Source organism: Idiomarina abyssalis, assembly GCF_019797805.1.
In the GTDB taxonomy this organism is placed as follows: domain Bacteria; phylum Pseudomonadota; class Gammaproteobacteria; order Enterobacterales; family Alteromonadaceae; genus Idiomarina; species Idiomarina abyssalis.
This window is the reverse complement of record NZ_CP081832.1, coordinates 1,234,429-1,255,971: the sequence shown is the minus strand read 5'-3', so window position 1 is coordinate 1,255,971 and position 21,543 is coordinate 1,234,429. Positions and strand designations below refer to the sequence as shown.

The following is a 21,543-nucleotide window of genomic DNA, read 5'->3' as shown; positions in this document are numbered from 1 at the left end:
TCCGCATATTCATTGTTATTTTGATCCAATCATTGTACCCATCCCAAACGCGTCTCGCACCCTCTTTTTCTTATTCTTTGCCTGAGGTAGACTAGCCGCGTTATCCATCTCTTAAAGACGCATAATCTATGACCACCAGTCGCTCTAAAACTGAACAAAAAAACGTCGATCCGGAAGAGATCGCAAAATTTTCAGCACTCGCCTCGCGCTGGTGGGACCCGGATGGCGAATTTAAACCTTTGCATAAAATCAACCCGGTCCGGCTGGGCTTTATCGAAAACCATACCGAAGGGCTTTTCGGCAAGAAAGTACTGGATGTCGGTTGTGGCGGTGGATTACTCAGTGAAGCCATGGCGGAACGAGGCGCTGAGGTTACCGGTATTGATTTGGCCGAGCAGTCATTAAAGGTGGCGCGTTTGCACGCATTAGAAAGTGGCCGCCAAATTGACTATCAATGCATTGCCGTTGAAACGCTGGCCGAACAAAACACCGACAGCTACGACGTAGTGACCTGTCTGGAAATGCTCGAACACGTTCCTGACCCGGCCGCCATAGTACAAGCCTGCGCCAAAGCGGTTAAGCCCGGGGGATTAGTCTTTTTCTCCACTTTGAATCGTAATGTAAAATCCTGGTTATTGGGTATTGTCGCTGCCGAGCATATTTTAGGCTGGGTACCGAAAGGAACTCATCAGCATCAACGTTTTATTCGCCCGTCAGAACTTTTAAGTATGACTGACAAAGCCGCTTTAGAAGATATCGCTATTAATGGCTTAATTTTTCATCCTTTAAAAGGCTTTGTACTTTCAGACAAAGATGTTGATGTAAATTACATTGTCGCTTTGAAAAAGCCGGAGTAATTAATGAGTTCCTCAGATAAAAGTTCTCCGGTAAAAGCTGTCCTGTTTGATTTAGATGGCACCTTACTTGATACCGCACCCGATTTAGGCGCCGCATTAAATGCTGTTTGTGAGCAATACGAGCGCCCTGCTGTCACTGCTGAAGTGTTTACACCAGTTGCGTCCCATGGTTCCAGAGGCTTACTAAAATTGGCCTTTGATGACAATTATACGCACATGGAAACAGAGCTGAGACACGCCTTCCTGAGTGCCTATAAAAATAATATCGCCACTCATACCCAACCTTACCCGGGTGTTCTGGAACTACTGGCGGTATTACAGCGTGAGTCCATTAAAGTCGCGATAGTGACCAACAAGCCTGAACGCCTGACACACCTGTTATTACCACACTTCCCTGAATTTGAAGCCATTGAAGTTGTGGTGAGCGGCGATACTCTCAGTGTCGCAAAACCATCGCCTGAGCCTTTATTCTATGCCGCGGAGAAACTGGGTGTTGAACCAACAGACTGCCTTTACGTGGGTGATGCCGAACGCGATATTGAAGCCGGCCGTAACGCCGGAATGGTCACTGTGCTTGCCGAGTACGGTTATATCAGTAACGAAGACCAACCCCAGCGCTGGCAGGCCGATTATCACATTGAATCTCCACTGGCATTGCTGGAGTTACTGGCTATCAATAACTCTTGATCTATTAACTTCCTTTAAAAGACAAAAAAATTATATAGAAAACTTTTCAGCGCAAACTCAGGCCAGTTAAAGGCTGGCAAAAAATCAAGATTCTGAATTCAAAATTATTCCGTTTTTACCGTTAAATTCACTTGATCGTATTGCCAGTTAGACCTAGCATACAGTTCATCCCAGACACACTAGATATTGTGTAAATATCGCTCTGTACAACTAATAAGCACTATATCTTGTGGCTACAAACCTATAACAAAAAGCTAAGAGTCGGCGCAAAATGAACGAGCAACTTTATGTTACGAAACGCAGCGGCGAACGCGAACCGCTAAACCTCGATAAAATTCACCGAGTGATCATGTGGGCTGCCGAAGGACTGAATAATGTCTCAGCCTCTCAGGTTGAAATTAAATCTCACATTCAGTTTTACGATGGCATTAAAACTGAAGACATTCATGAAACTATCATTAAAGCAGCTGCCGATCTCATTTCGGAAGATGCGCCCGACTATCAGTATATGGCAGCGCGACTGGCTATCTTCCACTTGCGTAAACGTGCTTACGGTAAGTTTGAACCGCCGCGTCTATACGACCATGTGAAAAAAATGGTGGCCGAGCATCGCTACGATGAACATCTGATGGATGACTACAGCGAAGAAGAGTTTGATCAAATGGACGAGTTCCTTGATCACTGGCGTGACATGAACTTCTCTTATGCTGCGGTTAAACAGCTGGAAAACAAGTATCTGGTTCAGAACCGGGTAACGGGTGACATCTATGAAAGCGCGCAGTTCTTATACATATTAGTCGCCGCTTGTCTGTTTTCGGATTACCCGAAAAGCACTCGTATGGATTACGTTAAACGTTTCTACGATGCAGCTTCTGAATTTAAAATTTCTCTACCGACACCGATTATGTCAGGTGTACGTACGCCGACACGTCAATTCAGCTCCTGTGTTTTAATTGAAGCTGGCGATAGTCTCGACTCTATTAATGCCACCGCCAGTGCTATCGTAAAATACGTCTCTCAGCGCGCCGGTATTGGTATTAACGCGGGGCGTATTCGCGCATTAGGCAGCCCTATCCGTAATGGTGAAGCTTTCCACACCGGTTGTATCCCATTCTATAAATACTTCCAGACAGCCGTTAAAAGCTGCTCACAAGGTGGTGTTCGTGGTGGCGCGGCTACCTTATTCTACCCACTTTGGCACCTGGAAGTTGAAAGTCTATTAGTACTGAAAAATAACCGGGGTGTTGAGGAAAACCGGGTTCGCCACCTGGATTATGGTGTTCAATTTAACCGCACCATGTATCAGCGCCTGATTAAAGACGATTACATTACCCTGTTCAGTCCGTCGGACGTTCCGGGGCTTTACGACGCTTTCTTTGAAGATCAGGACGAATTTGAGCGTTTATACCAGCAGTACGAGCAGGATGAGAGCATCCGTAAAAAACGTATTAAAGCCATTGAGCTGTTTGGTCTGTTTATGCAGGAGCGTGCCAGCACCGGCCGTATCTATGTGCAAAACGTAGATCATTGCAACACACACAGTCCATTTGACTCTAAAGTTGCGCCTATCCGTCAAAGTAACTTGTGTCTTGAAATTGCATTGCCAACTAAGCCATTAAGTCACGTAAATGACGAAGAAGGTGAAATAGCGCTTTGTACTCTGTCAGCCTTTAATTTAGGTAAAATTGAAAGTCTGAGTGAATTTGAAAACTTAGCAGACTTGGCTGTTCGTGCACTGGACAGCCTGCTGGATTATCAGGAGTACCCTGTTCCGGCAGCGTACAACGCCACCATGAACCGTCGTACTCTGGGTATTGGTGTTATTAACTTTGCTTATTACTTAGCCAAGCACGGTGTTAAATATTCAGACGGCTCTGCAAACGGCCTGGTTCACCAGACCTTTGAAGCTATACAGTATTACCTGATGCAAGCTTCAATGAATCTGGCTAAAGAAAAAGGCGCCTGCCCTAAATTTAATGAGACCACTTACTCTCAGGGCATTATGCCAACCGATACCTATAAGAAAGATCTGGACAAAGTGTGCGACGAGCCACTGCATTTAGACTGGGATAAGCTCCGTGCTGACATTAAACAGCACGGTATGCGTAATTCAACATTATCCGCTCTAATGCCGTCAGAAACATCGTCGCAGATTTCTAATGCAACTAACGGTATCGAGCCTCCTCGTGGTTTTGTCAGCATTAAGTCGTCAAAAGACGGGGTAACTAAACAGGTTGTCCCTGACTACGAAAACTTAAAAGACAAATACGAGTTGTTATGGCAAATACCGAATAACAAAGGGTATCTTGAACTGGTTGGTATCATGCAAAAATTTGTGGATCAGACAATTTCTGCAAATACCAATTACGACCCGAACAAGTTTGATGCGGGTAAAGTACCGATGAAACAGCTTCTGCAAGACTTGTTAACCGCTTATAAACTGGGAGTTAAAACGCTCTACTATCACAACACTCGTGATGGTGCTGCTGACAACCAGTCCGACATTGCTGCACGTCAACGTGCCGACAAGCCTCAGGCCCAGAGCGCAGAAGTTATCATCGAAGAAGATGACGATTGTGCCGGTGGTGCTTGTAAAATTTAATAATAAGGATTTTAGCGAATGTCGTACTCAACGTTTAACCAAGAGCAGAATAACCCGTTAACGGAGCCTATGTTTTTAGGCAACTCCGTTAACGTTGCTCGCTATGATCAACAAAAACACAGTATTTTCGAAAAACTTATCGAAAAACAAATCAGCTTTTTCTGGCGCCCTGAAGAAATCGATGTCAGCCGTGACCGTATCGACTTTAATAAACTGACTGCCAGCGAAAAGCATGTGTTTATTTCTAACTTGAAATATCAGACTCTTCTGGATTCGATTCAGGGTCGTTCGCCGAATATCGCGCTACTACCTATTGTGTCTCTTCCTGAGTTAGAAACCTGGATCGAAACCTGGTCATTCTTTGAGACCATTCACTCGCGGTCATACACACACATACTGCGTAACTTGTTTAGTGACCCCAGCGAAGTCTTTGAAGATATTGTCATTAACGAGCAAATTAAAATTCGCGCTAATGACATCTCAAAGTACTACGACGATCTTATTTTTTACACTCAGCTGCTACAAACCCACGGCGAAGGCGATATTGTCGTTGACGGTAAGACCTATACGGTCACTCAGCGCGAAATAAAGAAAAAGCTGTTTTTGTGCATTAACTCGGTTAACGCTCTGGAAGCTATTCGGTTTTACGTTAGCTTTGCCTGCACCTTTGCTTTTGCAGAACGTGAATTAATGGAAGGTAACGCAAAAATCATCAAACTGATTGCTCGCGATGAAAACGTTCACCTTACATCAACACAGCACATTCTTAATTTGTGGCAGTACGGCGAAGACGACCCGGAAATGAAAGAAATTGCCGAAGAGCTTCGCGATGATGCCTACGAGATTTTCATGACAGCTGTTAAACAGGAAAAACAGTGGGCGCACTACTTGTTTAAAGACGGTTCAATGATAGGTCTGAACGAAAGCATGCTGTGCCAATATGTCGAGTACATTGCCAACTTGCGTATGCAGGCCATAGGCTTTGATGCTCCATTTGAAAACCAGCGTTCTAACCCACTGCCCTGGATGAACAAGTATCTGGTATCAGACAACGTTCAGGTAGCACCACAAGAGTCTGAAATTACCTCTTACCTTGTTGGTCAAATAGACAGTGAGGTTAATGCCTCCGACCTTGGGGACTTTGATCTCTAAGCTATGGCCAACACCTTTAAAGTCAAAGTCAACGGCGGGCCCGAGCTTGCCGTTGATGCGACTGAAGGCACTTTACTTGAAGCCTTAGAGAAGCATCAGTTAGAAATGCATTACCATTGTCGTAGTGGTTTCTGTGGTGCCTGCAGAAGCACGTTAAAGTCCGGCACAGTTCGCTATACAACCGAGCCGCTCGCCTATGTCAGAAAAGGCGATATTCTGCCCTGTTGTTGCGTTCCTGAATCAGATTTAGATATTGAGCACTAGCCTTATTCATTAAATCGATTGTGCCCATCGTACAGAAGAATTGTTAACCAGCACTAAAATCTGGATAATGGCCGCAATCTATTTTTGCGAGAGAGGTATTTCATGTTTACAGTAATTTTTGGACGTCCGGGTTGTCCTTTTTGTGTTCGTGCCGTAGAAGTTGCGGACAAATTAAAAGCCGATATGGATGACTTTGATTATCGCTATGTCGATATTCACGCTGAAGGTATCAGCAAGGCTGACCTTGAAAAAACAGTCGGTAAACCTGTCCAGACTGTTCCTCAAATTTTTGTCGACGAACAACACGTTGGCGGCTTCACTGAATTTGAAGCTTACGCAAAAGAAAACTTAGGGCTTTACACCGCCTAATTTGCGCTTACGAATTCATGTGTAGAGGCGGCTATTTAGCAGCCTCTATTGCTTGTTTAACCCGCTTTTCAGACACCGGATACTTGGTTCCCAAGGTTTGAGCAAAGAACGAGACTCTTAACTCTTCAATCATCCAGCGGATCTCGGCAACATCATCGGGAACTACCGAACCTTTATTTTCGTAAGCTTTCACCACCGCTTTATACTGTTCTTCAAGGTTAGCTAAAGTCAGTGTCATTAAGCGATCCTTATTAGGATCAACCGGCAGCTTTTCCAGACGTCGTTGAATGGCTTTGAGATAACGCACTATGTCGCTAAGCCGATGACTGCCATAAGCTGAAACAAAACCCGCAAACACCAGGTTATCTAACTGGTCCTGAATATCGCCCCGGGACTGGATTTGATCCAGCGGAATTTTTCCTTTCAGTGCTTTTCGAACTTGTTGTGACAACAGCAGGCATTGCTCGACTTCCAATGCGATTTTTTCAACGCGCTCATTCAAGTTTGCGCGTACAACGTCTTTGAGTTGCCCAAAACTTTGTTTATCTCTTAGCTTATTGCCCTGTTCTATCTGCTCCTGGATAAGGCCATCTACCGCTGCGGCGATACAATCCGCGATTAATGCGTCTACCTTGCCCCAGGGGTTAAAATACATGGCTAATTTAGCTTTGTTCGATAAAGACTTCTGCAAGTGCTTAACAGGCGATGGTATCTGTTGCAGCAGCAACTCCCGCACGCCGGTTTTATGATGCTGTTTTGCTTGCTCCGGGTTATCGAATAGCTGCAGTGCAACCTGACCTTTACCTTTGTTTATCAGACCGGGGTAAGCCTTGAGCTCAAAACCTTGCTGGCGCTCGGTAATCACCTCCGGTAAGTCATCAAAATCCCAGCTATCAACCTGTTCACGGCTAATATCATCACCGGCGGTTTTTTCTAAACGCTGCTGCACCTTACCGGATAACTGTTGTTGAAGACTTTGCAGGTCACGTCCCTGGCTAACCAGTTTCTTTCCATCAAAAATTTTAAAATTCATACGTAGGTGAGCCGGTAGAGAGGACTCATCCCAGTTTTCTTCCGGGACCGTCACACCGGTCATGCGACGCAGCTTAGTCGCCATAGCGTCGGTTAAACGCCCTTGCATAGGCTCCACGTCAGCCATTATCGCGCCAGCAAAGTTTGGTGCCGGCACAAAATTTCGGCGCAGGGCTTTTGGCAACGATTTAATTAAGTGGGCAATACGCTCTTCCCGTAATGCCGGAATGTGCCAGTCAAAGCCCTCAAGCTTCACCTGATTCAGAATACCTAGCTGGATATTCACACTGACACCGTCGTCTTCCGCATTGGGTTCAAAATGGTAACTCAAGGGTAAGCGTAAGTTACCTTGTCGCCAAAACTCCGGGTATTCGTTTTCAGTAATGTGCTCGGTTTCGCCGGCAATTAAATCATCTCGTTCAAAGAACAGTAATTTGGGCTCTTTTTTAGCTGCTTTGTGCCACCAGCCGGCCAATAGCTTTTCGTTATAAATCCCTTCGGGTATGGCACGGTCGTAAGCCTCAAATAAAACCTCTTCATCCACCAGAATATCCCGACGCCGAGATTTCGCTTCCAGAGCTTGAATATCGCTAATTAATTTCAAGTTATGTTGAATAAAAGGCAACTTGCGCGTTAGCTGGGAGTTAACTAAAGCTTCCCGGATGAAAATCTCCCGAGCTTTAACCGGTTCAACCGGCCCATATTGAACGCGTCGTCTGGGCACCAAGATAAGACCCAGCAAAGTTACTTGCTCATCAGCAATAACACTGCCTTTTTTCTTTTCAAAATGAGGTTCCAGGTACTGTTTTTTGACTAAATGAGAAGCCGCTTCCTCAACCCATAAAGGATCAATATCGGCGTTAATTCGTGCGTACAATTTAGACGTTTCCGCCAGCTCTGCAGTAACAACCCATTTTGGTGGCTTACCAAATAAACCTGAACCAGGGAAAATATGAAACCGGCTTTGTCGGGTTCCTTGGTATTCGTGTCGATCTTCTTTAAAGCCCACCTGCGACAATAGGCCGGCAATTAAAGCCCGATGCACTTGCTCATAGGTAGCGGCTTCATCGTTAATGGATAAACCCATCTCCCGAACCGTTTGCCGACTTTGTGTATAAATGTCCTGCCACTCGCGCAGCCGCATAAAATGAATAAATTCACGGCCCATCTGTTTACGGAATTGGTTACCTGACAGCGCTTTTTGCTGTTCTTTTATATAATTCCATAAGTTTAAAAAGGCCATAAAGTCGGAACTTTTATCACGAAAACGTTGGTGCCATTCATCCGCTTTTTGCTGTGCGTCGTGCGGACGTTCACGCGGGTCCTGAATACTCAGCGCTGCGGTAATTACGAGCATTTCTCTCACACAGCCATATTGCTGCCCCGCCAGCACCATTCTGGCTAACCTAGGGTCCAGAGGCAGTCTTGACAATTGTCGGCCCGTATCAGTTAACTGTGGACGCTCAGCTTTACGTCCGGCCTCTATTGCGTGCAGCTCCTCCAGCAGGTTCAGACCATCTTTAACAAAACGCTCATCCGGCTTCTGGACAAAAGGAAACTGTCGAATATCACCTAACCGTAACGCCGACATTTGCAAGATAACAGCTGCTAAGTTAGTACGAAGGATCTCAGGGTCGGTGTACTCCGGGCGCTGCAGAAAGTCATCTTCGCTATAAAGGCGAATACAAATGCCCGGACCAATACGACCACAACGACCTTTACGCTGGTTAGCACTGGCTTGAGAAATAGGTTCAATAGGTAAGCGCTGTACTTTAGTGCGGTAACTGTAACGGCTCATGCGCACGGTGCCCGGATCAATAACAAAGCGTATACCCGGAACCGTTAATGAGGTTTCTGCTACGTTTGTGGCGATAACCACTCGGCGTTGACTGTGCGCCTGAAACACCCGATTCTGCTCATGCGATGACAAACGCGCATACAGAGGAAGAACCTCTGTACTTCGCAACTTCAAATCGCCAATAGCTTCCGCATAGTCGCGTATTTCCCGTTCGCCACTGGCAAAAATAAGAATGTCACCTTCACTTTCGCGCTGCAGCTCTTCTACCGCTTCACAAACACCCAGAAGTACGTCTGCATCAGCTGCTTTCCCGTCTTCTTTTGGCGGTCGATACCGAACCTCCACGGAGTAAGTTCGCCCGGTTACCGTCAACACAGGCGCATCATGAAAGTGCTTTGAAAAACGCTCAGTTTCAATGGTTGCTGAGGTAATAACCAGTTTAAGATCGCGTCGCTTAGGCAATAACGTATGCAGCACACCCAACAAAAAGTCGATATTAAGGCTCCGTTCATGAGCCTCATCGATAATAATGACATCGTATTGCAGTAGCAGAGGATCTTGCTGCAATTCAGACAACAACATGCCATCGGTCATCAGCTTAATTGCCGTGGTTGGTGCCGTTTCATCCTGAAACCGTATTTTGTAGCCAACCTGAGTTTTATTGTGATCCTGCAGTTCTTCACCAATACGGGCGGCTACACTGCGTGCGGCTAAGCGTCGGGGTTGCGTGTGACCTATAGTCCCTTTACGGCCATAGCCCATTTCCAGCAACATTTTCGGTAACTGGGTGGTTTTACCCGACCCGGTTTCGCCGGCAATAACCACCACCTGGTTCTGTTCAATGGCCGACTTAATGTCATTACGCTGCTGAGCAACCGGTAATTCGTCTGGGTAACTAATATGAAACTTTTGTTGTTGCCGCTCCAAATACTCCAGCTCGGCAGTTTCAATGTCGGCAGCTATCCGCTCCAGCACCTGTTGCTGTCGTTGCTCGTTTTTAATTTTGCTCAGACCACGCAAACGGCCGCGCAATAGCGCGGCCTGACGTGTTGTACATTGCTCTAATTGTGTCTGAAACTTCTCAACAAAAGGGTTACTGTGCGATTTTTGACGACTCATAGACTCCGAACTTATTCATCCTCGTTATAAATAGCGACTTCCGCTTTATCCTCACCTTTAAAATAACCCCGGTACATGCCTTCGGTATTAAATGGCATCGCAATATTACCCTGAGCATCAATAATTATGACACCACCGGTACCGCCGGCATCCTGCAACACACCATGAATAACTTCATCGCCCGCGTCACTCACCGAAAGCCCTTTATATTTAACTCGAGAGCAAATATCGGCAGCCACGTGGAAGCGAATAAAATACTCGCCGTGTCCGGTAGCCGAGACAGCACAGCTGTCATTATCAGCCCATGTACCAGCACCAATAATGGGGGAATCCCCTATTCTACCATAACGTTTAGCCGTCATGCCTCCGGTTGACGTACCGGCACTCAAGAGCCCGTCTTTATCAACCGCAACAGCCCCAACCGTTCCGTATTTGTAATCAATATCCAGGTATTCCCAGGCCTGTTGCTCTGGCTGTTCACTTTTCCTAATGGTTTCTTTGGCTTTCTGTAACTGCTGATAACGGTGCTCGGTATTAAAGTAACTGTTCTCTACCTGTTCCAGTCCCTGCTGACGAGAAAACTGCTCTGCGCCTTCACCACTTAGCATCACATGTACAGACTCTTCCATTACTTCGCGGGCTAATTCTATTGGACTTTTTACAGTCTTCACACCCGCAACTGCCCCGGCATTTCCGTTCAGACCTTCCATCAGTGAAGCGTCAAGCTCATGTTCTTCGTCCCAGGTATAAACGGCGCCTTTGCCAGAGTTAAAAAGTGGTGAGGCTTCCATTACCTGAATAGCGGCAATAACGGCTGTGGTACTGTCACCGCCTTCTTTCAATACCTTTCGGCCGGCTTCTAACGCTTCTGTCAGTTTATCTTTGTAGGCTTGTTCCTGTTCAGCGGTTAAATTGGCCCGGGTAATTGTTCCGGCTCCGCCGTGAATGGCCATGGCATATTCAACATCGTGATCATCAGCGTGCGCCGGTAACAACGATCCAAACGCAGCAGCGGTAAGTAATGCAGATAAATAGAGTTTTTTCATCTCGACCTCGGTTTTATTGTTATAGGCTAGACTGTTAGTAATAGCATAGTCGCAGGAAACTACCGAACTGACAACGAGGAGATTTTCAGATGCCGACTTATCACGTTGAATACACACACTTAGGCGATAAACAGCAAATAACACTGGAAGTTGACGGCAACTCATTAGGTGACGACCAGAAGTTCAGAGACGCTATTGCACGACGGTTAGCTGAACGTATATTACCCCACGCCGAACTCGCTTTTCGTCATGAAGATGAACGCACTCTCGAGCAGAAACTGAATAAAGCCTACGATGTTCAAGTGAACAAAATTGAAAGGCAGTGAGTGGCTGAATTCCTCCTTGTCCTCGTGCTATAGTTTTCTTTTTCCGCTGAGCAGTTAGGCTTATGGCACAAAACGAACAAGAAACTTTTTACTGGCACGATTACGAAACCACCGCTTAAATAAAGGGCTATTTAAAGGTTTTTTATTTTGGGTACCTTAGCGGGTACACATTCTAACTTGGTGAATATAAAAACCGAACATCACGTTCTTAACATTCGTTTGCATATTTGATTTCTCCACACCGTCGGGCTGTTTGCGCAAAGGTTAACGTAAGTCCACTCTATAATTAGTAGAGCCAGTTTCACATGCACTGTTGGTATGATAGGGAAATTTCTATTCGACTCAGAACGGAAACCCAACAAACTCCACGAGAAACCAAGAATACTAGCTGGATAGAATCAATTGAGATCAATCTCATTGCAAGTCGCCATAACAAAGCAAATCGATGTGCGACTTTTTAGGAATTGGTCTAGCTGGCGTGGGTTATAGACAACACTTCTTGTACTTCTTTCCGCTTCCACATGGACAAGGAGCGTTTCTCCCCACTTTCTTCTTGGCTCGTCGATATAGTATGCCTGGTCGTTGTCGAAGCGTTTTATCATGTTCTTTAGCAGCTTGCTCCATCCCGTCATCCTTTTCCCACTGACCCACAACACTCAGACCAAACCTTAATTTCGCGGTGACAGGATTGAGACAAATCCCATACCAAAGATCCGACCTTCCTATATATTTTCGGAGTCCACAATGACTTGCTAGTTTATTCCTCGCATCAGACCTTTCTCTATCCGTTAAATGAAAGGTAAAGCCTGTACCATTGTGAAGTGGCATTGAAAAGTCATGAGTCTTTCCATCAGCTGAATAAAGTTGAATACAGCGCTCGATACATTCATTAATCTGCTCTAAAGATTCGCTACTAAGTCTCAATAACTCAAAACCAAAGTCTATTACCTCTGCATGCTCATAATCTTCGATTTCAACCAGCAGATTGCCAACATAAGTGTTTTCAAACTTGGTGAGGATACCCTTTGGTGTCTCATTACCCTTTATACCTGTCCGCCTGACAGTCATTGCAACATCAAGCTCAACAGCCACTGAGTCATCAAAATGAAAAAATTCGTTCTCTTCTTCTAGCCAAAGGTTATTGCTAAGGTGATAGCCTAGCACCGATAACTCCATCGACGCATTAAGGCTTCCCTCGTATTGGCTTCGCCTATTAATGAAACTCAGAAAACGAATGGGGCTATCCAGAAACTCCGTCAGCGTATCTAACAAAAAGACATCTGCGACGTAAGGAGCATTGATATTTTCCGTTACGTTATAATTTAAAAACTGTCTGGATTGATGAAACAGGGCTGGATAGTGGTCAGAAACCACACACATGATATACACATCATCAAGTTTAAAACGTGGAGTTATTGTGATGCCAGTTCGCGTTTTGAGAGAGTAGTTATCTGGCTGTAAAATCAGTTCTGCACAGCTATAACCTTGCTCATAAGCACTTTGAACTGCTTTTTGGAAGTCCTCTTCAATTTTATCCTTAAGCCCCTGTCTTGCGGCGATTGTAAGAGTCTTCGATTTTGCCTGTACGATCAAAGCTCGGTTAGCAAATAACACTAAGGTGTCAATCTCGCCAACGACATCCCCACCTTTTGAGAAAATTTCAACATTAGAAAAAACGTTCTCTTCGCCGAAAACACGCGTTAAACGTTCTTCAGAAAAGTCTTCGGTAAACTGTCCCCTATTCTCGGAGGCAATATTTCTGTATTCCTTATCATCTTTCATCCAAAAAAATGGAGATTCGTAAAACGACTCAACTAAAGAATAGTGCTGAAAAAGCAGTATCTCATTATCATTCAACTTCAGTATTGGACGGGCGTTTACGATATTGAAGTCATCAACTTGGTTGAAGGTATGATTAGATTCAGGAACATTAATAGCAAATGCCGCAATTACAGCCTCCACGACAGAACGCTGTAGCTCTGTTTCATTGCAAATATCTTGGATCTGAAACCGAAAAGCATTGAGAAAGTTCCATTCATCCGGAGGCGCTTTCGAAAAACTGTCTAAGGTCTCATTTAGCTGCTGATCGAAAAGGCTATTTAAAGCCTTAATAACAGAAACAACAGATTCCGTAGAGAATCCCATTTTTGATTCAAAATAGTCCGAGTCTCTCTTGTATCGTTTACTAGCGAGATCTCGATATTGAAAGTGATATGCTGACTCCCCGCCATAAAAGACGGCTTCTCGCAACATTCCACTGCTTTCTATTATCTCTTTAAGTTTCTCAGGATCGGGATTTCCCTCTTGATCAACTGCGTCGGCAAAGCTTGGAAGTATGGAGTCGTGAAGTTCCTGCAGTAACGATTCCGTCTTATCGATGTTTGCTTGCATTTGGTGTCCATCGATCATTTTCACATCAATTCCACTTCGGACTAATAGACCGAGTAGTAAGTTTATCTCCGTTCTTAGCAGTCTTTCATCACTGTACTGATTAGCGAAACTATCAACATCGATTCCCGATTCAGGGTCATAAGAAACAGCATTAGCTTTAAAGCAAAAATACGCAATGGTATGTATAAATCCATTACTTCGACAAAGCTCTTGTAAGCTTTCAAATATTTCAGCTTCTTCTCTCGTTTTTCGAGGTTCCGTCATCATTTTCCCTAGGTCAGCTACATTCTTTAAATAGTACCCTGTACGCACCATATCTAAAGGAATTAATTTACTTTAGTTAACCTACCTATGGAAGCATCGAACATTACCATTTCGTTAGACTACCTTATGAAGAGTTGCACCAGCATCCTTAACTCTAGTATTTTTATGCAATCAATAAACCACCATCATCGAAACAACGCTTTGAAATAAGGAGATTTTTGATGCCTCAGAATGGAAACGCCAAAGTGCAACATTACGTACCTCAACTTATTCTTAGAGGCTTTACAGAGGGAGAAAATCAAATCAATGTGTTTGATAAAAGTACTAGCAAAAAATTTAAAAGTAATATAAGAAAGGCTGCAGCAGAGTCTAAGTTTTACGACTTCGAATTTGACGACAATGAGGGCTCACTTGAACAAGAGCTCAGTAAAATCGAAACTAAAATTGCTCCTGTCATAAAAGAAATAAAAGACGAAAAGTCGATTTCCGGACTAACGGTACATCAACGAAGAGAACTTTCAGACTTTGTCTCGTTACAGTTCGTTCGCACACCTCAATATCGTTATCGTTGGCAGCAGATGGGAGATATTCTAAAGAATTGGCTTCAGGAGCACGTAGTCGATGAAGAGCAACACATTATCGAGAGAGCCGGGAATCCAGATGAAGCCAAACTTGCTCATATACAGCAAATTAACGCATACAAAGTCTTTAGCGAACAGTTTTTTAAAAAACCTTGGATTTTATTTAGAACTACCAGTAAAAAACCGTTTTGGCTCTCAGATAACCCAATTGTTTTACAAAATATACGTGAGGCTAAAGGAAGAGGTAACGTAGGTCTTGGGGTTGAGGGGATAGAGATCTATTTTCCTATTTCTAAAAGTCTTTGCCTTGCGATGATGTGTCCTAGTAATCGAGACATGGTTAAAAGCCTAATGGCTGTGAAAGAAAAAAATCCTGAACTCGCACTAACTATTCGCCAAGACTGGAGCCCGATAACTGCACTTGACCAAGGCTTTTGTACGGGTGAAGCTGTTTTAACACCGCAAGACACAGTGACAAACATTAACTCTCTTCAAGTCATTAACTCATCTCGGTTCATTTTTGCCAGCGAAAACAAGTTTTCACTCGCTGAGGAAATGCTGTCAGAAACGCCTGAACTTCGGGAAGGACCAAAAATAGTAGCTGGATAGAAAAAGTCTAAATGAACCCTATTCATTACAGGTATAAATGAAGCCTGATACCTCTAAGCTATTGACCGTTCAATTGACAAGTAAGTTACCTTTTTCGTTCGTAAAGCACTGAAAAGTGCTGAACGTAAGTCGCGCCAAAGTGAGAGCTTAAACGCTATAACCAATAGTTATAGAGTCGCAGGTATTGACTCGCATTTTCAAATAATCTCCTTATTGTACTCACAATCAACTTATCACCACCAACCGAATAAGAACCGCAAAAACATCTCATTTTCCTGTAAAAAATTGACTAATTTACAATTTTTTTTAATTTTTTTGTTACGACAGCACCATCCCCAGAAGCCTTGTCACCTGTCATCGTAAAGTTGAAATAATACGACCAAAAACTTGACAAAAGCACTCTTATATTACATTAAGTCATTGATTTTATTGATTTTTTATTGACATATAGATTTCATCTGTTTATAATAGAATACGATCGCATAAGATATGATTATTTTTATACACCCTGATAAGGAGATAGTTATGCAATCACGTTCATAAAAAAATAAACAAAAGGAGAATTATTTATGAAACATTTAATAAAAGAGGTGAAAAGCCACGTAAAAGAGCAATTTAAAATAAATGATGAAGGTGATGTTTTTTTAGTCGACGGCGCTGACGAAAGTGTCGAAAAAATGGTTCGGCATGCTCATCTTGTACCTAACTATGATGGTTCTACATACCCAAGCACGTTTGTCCACAACACGCTTTACTGTCTTTTAGATGAGTATGATAACGCAGACACTATCGATGACCTTTATACGCGTAGTGTGGAGCCCGACGTCTACAATTACCAACTAGAGCAATGGGTCAGCTCACACACCGCAAGAACCTCATACGCAGATGAGGCTATTAAGCAACTGTTTCAAATGAACAGCCCTTGTGATTACCACTATTTACTGAGATATGCACAATCGCTGGAGATAGAAGAGATAAAGCATAAGCTCGCAGCCTACCTCGAAGAGAAAATCGAACACCGCCTCGAAAACGAAGACGAAGTGGAGGTGTAAGATGAGCAAATTTATTACAGATACTAAAAAAGACACTCTCGAAGAATTTTTCAAAGGCCATACACAGCCCGAAGTTGGCGATGAACAACATTACAAAAACTTTAGCATTGAACTTAACGATTTTTGCATGTGGTTTTTTGAAAAGTTTGGACCCGAAAGCGATCGTCTGTTAAGTGAGTTCCTTGGCACATGCCGAGCAGATTACGAGAAACAGCTTCATGAGAGCGAGACGCAATTTGATTGTCCATTGGTATGGCATGACAACTGCCTGTACAACTCTCCCAGAGACAGAGGTTTCGTTGATGAATACGGTGATTTTGACAAGCTTGACGAACACTTGGAGCTCGCCGCCCAAAAACTAACTGACGCAATCAACGAAGAGTTAGAACAAAAAAAACCAGCTCGTCTAACTGGGTTCATGGAAGCAGTCATCGATATTTTCGATATTGACCACGACGAAGTTAATAACGATAGCTGCCATATGGACATAATGAGATTTTTCAGTTATTCGCAACGTCCTTGCTCTCAACTTCAGTTAGCATGCCTTCTGAGTTTGAAACAAGCACTGGACCTGGACTCTCTTGAGCTTGCAAAAGACGTCCTAGCTGTTTTTTTGATAACACACTATGAGACAGAGCTTACTTCGACTGTTTACAACTTCAGCTCAAAGTCAGAATACACCCGACGCCAACTTCATGGCATTCAAGGTGCCTACAAAAAAGTAGCAAACGCTTTAGCAGCAATTGATAGAGCTTCGAAAGACGGTAATGAGCCCAAAGAGGACGCGATAAAACATTTGAATGATATTAGCGCTAAATTTGCAGCGATTTTAAACATGACACCCGTTTCTAGTAATACAGAGGGGGAGTCGTCATGACACGAGCAATATCAATACGTTTTAACGAAACCGAACTCAATGAAATCAAGTCCGTAGCTAAGCAGAAAAACACGTCTGCTTCAGCGCTCATTCGAGAAGCTTACTATCGAGATTTAGATACGCAGTTTATGCTGCGTAAGCTATCTAAACGGTTGAATAAACAAGATGAACGGTTAGACCGCATCGAGCAGCAATTGAAAGTGCTGGTTAGCTCTCTTAAGAAATTTGTGAATGATGCAAGGGGGGCCAATGAGAAGTAAAAGCACATTTTCCAGTAGTCTCTCACCCAGTAAAGTTGCTCCTTCAGTCAAAACAGTCAATTTACCACTGGTCATTATTATTCTCGTAGGCTCACTAATCATCATGAGCATTTTCGGCGCTTATGCCGTGAGTGAGCTAACGTCAGCTCTTAGCTTGCCGGAAGCGGCGGTAATGACACAGAACAGCCTTCTTAATTGGGTATTGAGTGAACCCCGATTACCGAGCTGGTCGTCGTGGTTCTTGCAGTTATTCAGCTCTGAGCAATACCTCAATCAAGCTATCGTGTTAAGCGTACTCTTTTTGATTTTACTGAGCGTCATTTTAGAAGTGAAAGTGCTGCTCAGTAAATTCAAATCCGACGGGCTAGTTCACGTTAAAGGTCCAAAACTAATAGAAGGCAACAAGGCCATCAAACGGATCAAAAAGTCTTTTAAGTCGGAGTACGAATTTGGCGGTAAGGGATTACGCATCCATCCAAACTTACAAATGCCTCAACAAAGAGAAAATCAGGCAATGTTGATTCTGGGCAGTGTGGGTTCAGGCAAGACCCAATTTTTGTTGCCAATCGTTAAACAAGTCGTGAACAAGCGGTCCAGCAAGTCTGTAATTTTCGACTACAAAGGCGATTTTACAGAATATTTTTACGGCAAAAATTCGGTTGGGCTCTATGCCCCGTGGGACAAGCGTTCATTTTGCTGGGATATAAAAGAGGACTTAAAGACCAGCAATGACGCACTGCTGTTCGCCGAGGCTATGCTCCCGTCGCCCAAAGGTCAGACCGATCCGATGTGGATACTTGGAAGTCGTCAAATACTTACCGGATGCGTCATGGCAGCACAGAAAAAGAAGCCTGACAACTGGGGTTGGGGTACGTTATCAAAAATACTTTCTCTGGACATCGACAGGCTGCATCGACTACTGCGCGTTCATTATCCCATAGCAGCTAATCTGCTGGATAAAGACTCAAAAACATCTGCGTCGTTCTACCAAACACTGCAAAGCTACTGTCAGTCAATACACAACCTTGCAGAAATACCGTCGAGCAATGCACATCGTTTCTCGATAAAGCGATGGTTAAAAAATAAAGAGCCTGAATGCAATCACATCATCCTACAAAGTAATCCTGAGTTTGCTGCTTTATCGAAGTCGCTAGGCGAGCTTTTTCTGTACTTTAGCTCTCGCTATTTACTTGCGATGCCTGACGATATGCAAAGAGAAGTCTATTTCATTCTCGATGAAGCAGCGCACCTTCAGTTCAAACAATTGCCTGAGCTAATCTCTACAGGACGGAGCAAAGGTTCCCGTGTATTTATTGGAGTTCAGGACTTAGGACTGTTTAGTGAGCAGTTCTCCGAGTCTCAAATTGATGCGATGTCGAGCATGGTAGGAACGATTGTCAGCTTCCGACTATCATCACTCAGCAAGTTTACTCAGAAGGTCTCCGATGGCTTTGGTAAGCGTGTTGTTGAGAGGCTCAATGTCAGCAACTCCGATGACTCAAACCGTAAGACCGCCTCTTGGCAATATCAAGAGCTTCCGCTGGTGTCAGCAACAGATTTAATGGCACTGTCCCAGGCTGGTAAAAAAGGTGTTTCTGGCTACATTAAATTTGCTGGTACAGATACGGTGGCGAAACTGACATGGCCATTAACCAAGTTCCCTAAAATTGCAGTGCCTGTCATTCGTATCAAAAGCGATACAAAGAATGTAAAACACGATAGTACAAGTCGATATGATGAGTTTATGAAGAGCCTAGAGAGCGCCGAGAAGTTATCGGCTCAGGAGGGCTCTGATGCTTAGCATTCAAACACTTGGCAAAGCCACCGAATCAAAAGTAAATTACTACACGGAGCTTGCATCCAGTAGTTATTATACTGAAGCGCAAGAGCCCGAAGGCTGTTTCTACGGTGAGCTGGCAAGGAAACTAAAGCTTTCCAATAAATCCGTTTCCAACGACATTTTATCCGCATTATCGCGCGGTTATTCCCCCAAAGGTAAGGCATTAGTTAAGAATGCCGGAGATGAACACCGCATGGGGTTTGACTTAACATTCAGTGCGCCCAAATCTGTATCCGTTTGTTTTGGTCTTGCGGATGAAACCCTAAGAACCCAAATACAGGAGGCTCACGATAAAGCCGTAAAACGTGCTCTTAACTATATCGAGTGCCAACTCATACAAACACGACACGGATTTGAAGATGACGGTCGAAGACATTTTACCAAAACGGAAAATGCCTTGTTCGCATTGTTTGAGCACGGCAGCAGTCGAAGTAATGACCCCGCCCTGCACACGCACGCTATTTTACTCAACTTCACTCAGCTAGCCGACAGCTCATTCCGCTGTCTTGAAGTACCAGAGCTGTTTCGCCATAAAAAGGTGTTAGGCGCTCTGTATCGCTGTGAACTCGCTCAACAAATGGCGCAGTTAGGTCTTACAGTCGAGAAAGATGAAAGCTTTTTTAAAGTGTCAAAAGTACCGGCCAGACTCGTTCAGATATTCAGTAAACGCTCAAACCAAATCAGCGAGCTACTAGAGAAAAGTGGTTTCTCAAAAGCCAGCGCAAAACTCAAGCAAACTGCGGCTTTATTCACTCGAAGTAAGAAACAAACAGTTTCGCGTGAGCAGCTTTATCAAAACTGGCGCGAAGAGGCACAGTCGGAGCTTGGCAAGAGCTGGACACCTGAGAGCACTTTGCGCAAAGAAAGTGTATCAGAGCGTTTGGATGTAAAAGAGTTTCTCGACGAATTAACTGAAAAAAATGCCATTTTTCAAGAAAAAGACGTACTAGAAAGTCTGCTGATAAAATATCAGCATATGGGACGAGGGGCTGATGCTGCCTTTCATATGTTTAACCAGCTTTTGAGGTCTAAAGACTACATAAAGCAAATCAACCATCCCACAGAAGGCATTTGCTATACCACCCAGAGACAGTATCTTTTAGAAAAACGGTTTTATGAAAATGCCCTAGCCTATTCAGACACATCCTTTGTAAGTAACGAGGAGCGTGAGGCACAAACAATAACCTTTAAAAAGCTCAATGAAGAGCAGCGCCAGGCGTATAGCTACCTGACAAACGATGAGTCATCATTGAAACTGCTTAATGGCGCACCCGGAACGGGGAAAAGCTTCCTTCTTCGAGCAGTTAAAGAGCATTATGGAAACACCCCTATCCTTGGATGCGCTCTAGCAGCAAGCGCCGCTAATGAGCTCGAAAAATCCAGCGACATCAAATCCCAGACGCTTGATAGTCTTTTAATGGAATTGGATACTGGGAAGAAAGAATTAAAACAGCATAGCATGATAGTCGTCGATGAGGCCGGAATGGTCGGCATAAAAAAGCTAAACCGTTTGCTCAACTACGCACGGGAAACACACTCAAAGCTAATCATGGTCGGAGACTACAACCAGCTATCCCCCATCGAGTGCGGTTTCGCGTTCAAAAACTTATTAAACAACACAAAGAGTGCCAGTTTAAGAAACATTCAAAGGCAGCGCTCTCAGCAGGACATCGACAATATAAGGCTCATTGAGCACGGCGAGAGCCAAGAGGTACTTAAAAACCTTTCAGAGCGAGGACTTTTTACATTCGATACTGACCAGACACGCTGTAAGTTTCAGCTCGTTGAGCACTGGCATTCAGGAACTAACCAAAACTATAAGGAGTCATTAATTTTAGCGTCCACACGCCACGATGTTGATGAACTCAATCTGATAGCCAGAGCTAAATTACACGAAGAGAATGAGCTCAGTGATATTGAGACATCATTCTCAAATCATGATGGAAAGACGCTTACCGTTGCTGAAGGCGAACGAGTGATGTTTAGAGCGAACAACCGAGAGCTTGAGGTTCAAAATGGTACTACTGGAACCATAAAAACTATCACCCAACACCGCCACAGTAAGCACCGCCATGTGGAGGTTATACTTGATAGTGGAAGAGAGCTAAAGTTCACCACTGCTGACTACAATGCTTTAGAATATGCCTACGCAATGTCTATTCACAAGTCTCAAGGTAAGACTGTCGACAGATCATTCGTGTGGCTGAATGAAGTTTTTTTAAATAAGGAACTGAACTACGTTCAAATGTCCCGCGCTCGGAATAGCACTCATACATTTGGAGCTTCAGCTTTACTGGACGAGTCAGAGTTTCAGGTGTCTTTGGCAAATCAAGCAAATAAAGCCAATGATAAACCTGATTTAACAAAGGCTATTTCTCCGGCGCCGTAAGCTGGAAAAGTAGATACCCCATTACCTA

At 44.0% G+C, this 21,543-nt stretch carries 16 protein-coding genes; 13 read left to right on the top strand and 3 right to left on the bottom strand.

All coding sequences use genetic code 11. From position 1 onward, the window contains the following. Positions 1-128 precede the first annotated feature (128 nt). The 6 genes from ubiG (at position 129) to K5X84_RS05880 (ending at position 5,931) form a co-directional block, all read left to right on the top strand. A complete protein-coding gene (gene ubiG / locus K5X84_RS05905; protein ID WP_199495149.1) occupies positions 129-857 on the top strand; it encodes a bifunctional 2-polyprenyl-6-hydroxyphenol methylase/3-demethylubiquinol 3-O-methyltransferase UbiG in 729 nt (242 codons plus the stop codon). A gap of 3 nt (positions 858-860) precedes the next feature. Beyond that, positions 861-1,544: a phosphoglycolate phosphatase gene (gene gph / locus K5X84_RS05900; protein WP_054487618.1), complete on the top strand. Its 684-nt coding sequence runs from the start codon at positions 861-863 to the stop codon at positions 1,542-1,544. A 271-nt stretch (positions 1,545-1,815) separates the two neighbouring features. Further along, positions 1,816-4,146 carry a class 1a ribonucleoside-diphosphate reductase subunit alpha gene (nrdA, locus tag K5X84_RS05895; RefSeq protein ID WP_054487616.1) on the top strand — a complete coding sequence of 777 codons (2,331 nt, stop codon included), beginning with the start codon at positions 1,816-1,818 and terminating at the stop codon, positions 4,144-4,146. A gap of 18 nt (positions 4,147-4,164) precedes the next feature. Then, positions 4,165-5,298 carry a class Ia ribonucleoside-diphosphate reductase subunit beta gene (gene nrdB, locus K5X84_RS05890; protein WP_199495148.1) on the top strand — a complete coding sequence of 378 codons (1,134 nt, stop codon included), beginning with the start codon at positions 4,165-4,167 and terminating at the stop codon, positions 5,296-5,298. Positions 5,299-5,301: 3 nt separating this feature from the next. Next, positions 5,302-5,562 (top strand): class I ribonucleotide reductase maintenance protein YfaE, encoded by a 261-nt coding sequence (gene yfaE / locus K5X84_RS05885; RefSeq protein ID WP_054487612.1) that lies wholly within the window; start codon positions 5,302-5,304, stop codon positions 5,560-5,562. 102 nt (positions 5,563-5,664) lie between these two features. Continuing rightward, the gene (locus tag K5X84_RS05880; RefSeq protein WP_054487610.1) at positions 5,665-5,931 is read left to right on the top strand and encodes a GrxA family glutaredoxin; all 267 of its coding nucleotides are present in this window, start codon (positions 5,665-5,667) and stop codon (positions 5,929-5,931) included. Positions 5,932-5,962: 31 nt separating this feature from the next. On the opposite strand, the gene hrpA is transcribed toward K5X84_RS05880, so the two are convergent. Further along, on the bottom strand, positions 5,963-9,880 hold the full coding sequence (gene hrpA / locus K5X84_RS05875) for an ATP-dependent RNA helicase HrpA (RefSeq protein WP_222236934.1): 3,918 nt from the start codon (positions 9,878-9,880) through the stop codon (positions 5,963-5,965). An 11-nt stretch (positions 9,881-9,891) separates the two neighbouring features. Continuing rightward, a complete protein-coding gene (locus K5X84_RS05870; RefSeq protein WP_222236933.1) occupies positions 9,892-10,926 on the bottom strand; it encodes an isoaspartyl peptidase/L-asparaginase family protein in 1,035 nt (344 codons plus the stop codon). A gap of 89 nt (positions 10,927-11,015) precedes the next feature. Between K5X84_RS05870 and K5X84_RS05865 the strand changes: the two genes are divergently transcribed. Continuing rightward, positions 11,016-11,252, top strand: coding sequence for a hypothetical protein (locus K5X84_RS05865; protein ID WP_222236932.1), 237 nt, complete (start codon positions 11,016-11,018; stop codon positions 11,250-11,252). Between the two features lie 483 nt (positions 11,253-11,735). On the opposite strand, the gene K5X84_RS05860 is transcribed toward K5X84_RS05865, so the two are convergent. Continuing rightward, positions 11,736-13,910, bottom strand: coding sequence for a YecA family protein (locus tag K5X84_RS05860; RefSeq protein WP_222236931.1), 2,175 nt, complete (start codon positions 13,908-13,910; stop codon positions 11,736-11,738). A 218-nt stretch (positions 13,911-14,128) separates the two neighbouring features. Between K5X84_RS05860 and K5X84_RS05855 the strand changes: the two genes are divergently transcribed. The 6 genes from K5X84_RS05855 (at position 14,129) to mobF (ending at position 21,515) form a co-directional block, all read left to right on the top strand. Beyond that, positions 14,129-15,097, top strand: a complete 969-nt coding sequence (locus tag K5X84_RS05855) for a DUF4238 domain-containing protein (RefSeq protein WP_222236930.1) — start codon at positions 14,129-14,131, stop codon at positions 15,095-15,097. A 569-nt stretch (positions 15,098-15,666) separates the two neighbouring features. After that, a complete protein-coding gene (locus tag K5X84_RS05850) occupies positions 15,667-16,149 on the top strand; it encodes a hypothetical protein (protein WP_222236929.1) in 483 nt (160 codons plus the stop codon). A gap of 1 nt (position 16,150) precedes the next feature. After that, on the top strand, positions 16,151-17,026 hold the full coding sequence (locus tag K5X84_RS05845; protein WP_222236928.1) for a hypothetical protein: 876 nt from the start codon (positions 16,151-16,153) through the stop codon (positions 17,024-17,026). Next, positions 17,023-17,286 carry a DUF6290 family protein gene (locus K5X84_RS05840; protein WP_222236927.1) on the top strand — a complete coding sequence of 88 codons (264 nt, stop codon included), beginning with the start codon at positions 17,023-17,025 and terminating at the stop codon, positions 17,284-17,286. The genes K5X84_RS05845 and K5X84_RS05840 overlap by 4 nt, the downstream gene beginning before the upstream one ends. Continuing rightward, positions 17,276-19,087, top strand: a complete 1,812-nt coding sequence (locus K5X84_RS05835) for a type IV secretion system DNA-binding domain-containing protein (protein ID WP_222236926.1) — start codon at positions 17,276-17,278, stop codon at positions 19,085-19,087. The genes K5X84_RS05840 and K5X84_RS05835 overlap by 11 nt, the downstream gene beginning before the upstream one ends. Then, positions 19,080-21,515, top strand: coding sequence for a MobF family relaxase (gene mobF / locus K5X84_RS05830; protein ID WP_222236925.1), 2,436 nt, complete (start codon positions 19,080-19,082; stop codon positions 21,513-21,515). The genes K5X84_RS05835 and mobF overlap by 8 nt, the downstream gene beginning before the upstream one ends. Positions 21,516-21,543 lie beyond the last annotated feature (28 nt).

Coding starts and splice junctions, on each gene's coding strand:
- ubiG (WP_199495149.1), top strand. CDS start 129: ATGACCACCAGTCGCTCTAAAACTGAACAAAAAAACGTCGATCCGGAA.
- gph (WP_054487618.1), top strand. CDS start 861: ATGAGTTCCTCAGATAAAAGTTCTCCGGTAAAAGCTGTCCTGTTTGAT.
- mobF (WP_222236925.1), top strand. CDS start 19,080: ATGCTTAGCATTCAAACACTTGGCAAAGCCACCGAATCAAAAGTAAAT.
- K5X84_RS05840 (WP_222236927.1), top strand. CDS start 17,023: ATGACACGAGCAATATCAATACGTTTTAACGAAACCGAACTCAATGAA.
- K5X84_RS05855 (WP_222236930.1), top strand. CDS start 14,129: ATGCCTCAGAATGGAAACGCCAAAGTGCAACATTACGTACCTCAACTT.
- hrpA (WP_222236934.1), bottom strand. CDS start 9,880: ATGAGTCGTCAAAAATCGCACAGTAACCCTTTTGTTGAGAAGTTTCAG.
- K5X84_RS05865 (WP_222236932.1), top strand. CDS start 11,016: ATGCCGACTTATCACGTTGAATACACACACTTAGGCGATAAACAGCAA.
- nrdA (WP_054487616.1), top strand. CDS start 1,816: ATGAACGAGCAACTTTATGTTACGAAACGCAGCGGCGAACGCGAACCG.
- yfaE (WP_054487612.1), top strand. CDS start 5,302: ATGGCCAACACCTTTAAAGTCAAAGTCAACGGCGGGCCCGAGCTTGCC.
- K5X84_RS05860 (WP_222236931.1), bottom strand. CDS start 13,910: ATGATGACGGAACCTCGAAAAACGAGAGAAGAAGCTGAAATATTTGAA.
- K5X84_RS05870 (WP_222236933.1), bottom strand. CDS start 10,926: ATGAAAAAACTCTATTTATCTGCATTACTTACCGCTGCTGCGTTTGGA.
- K5X84_RS05845 (WP_222236928.1), top strand. CDS start 16,151: ATGAGCAAATTTATTACAGATACTAAAAAAGACACTCTCGAAGAATTT.
- K5X84_RS05850 (WP_222236929.1), top strand. CDS start 15,667: ATGAAACATTTAATAAAAGAGGTGAAAAGCCACGTAAAAGAGCAATTT.
- K5X84_RS05835 (WP_222236926.1), top strand. CDS start 17,276: ATGAGAAGTAAAAGCACATTTTCCAGTAGTCTCTCACCCAGTAAAGTT.
- K5X84_RS05880 (WP_054487610.1), top strand. CDS start 5,665: ATGTTTACAGTAATTTTTGGACGTCCGGGTTGTCCTTTTTGTGTTCGT.
- nrdB (WP_199495148.1), top strand. CDS start 4,165: ATGTCGTACTCAACGTTTAACCAAGAGCAGAATAACCCGTTAACGGAG.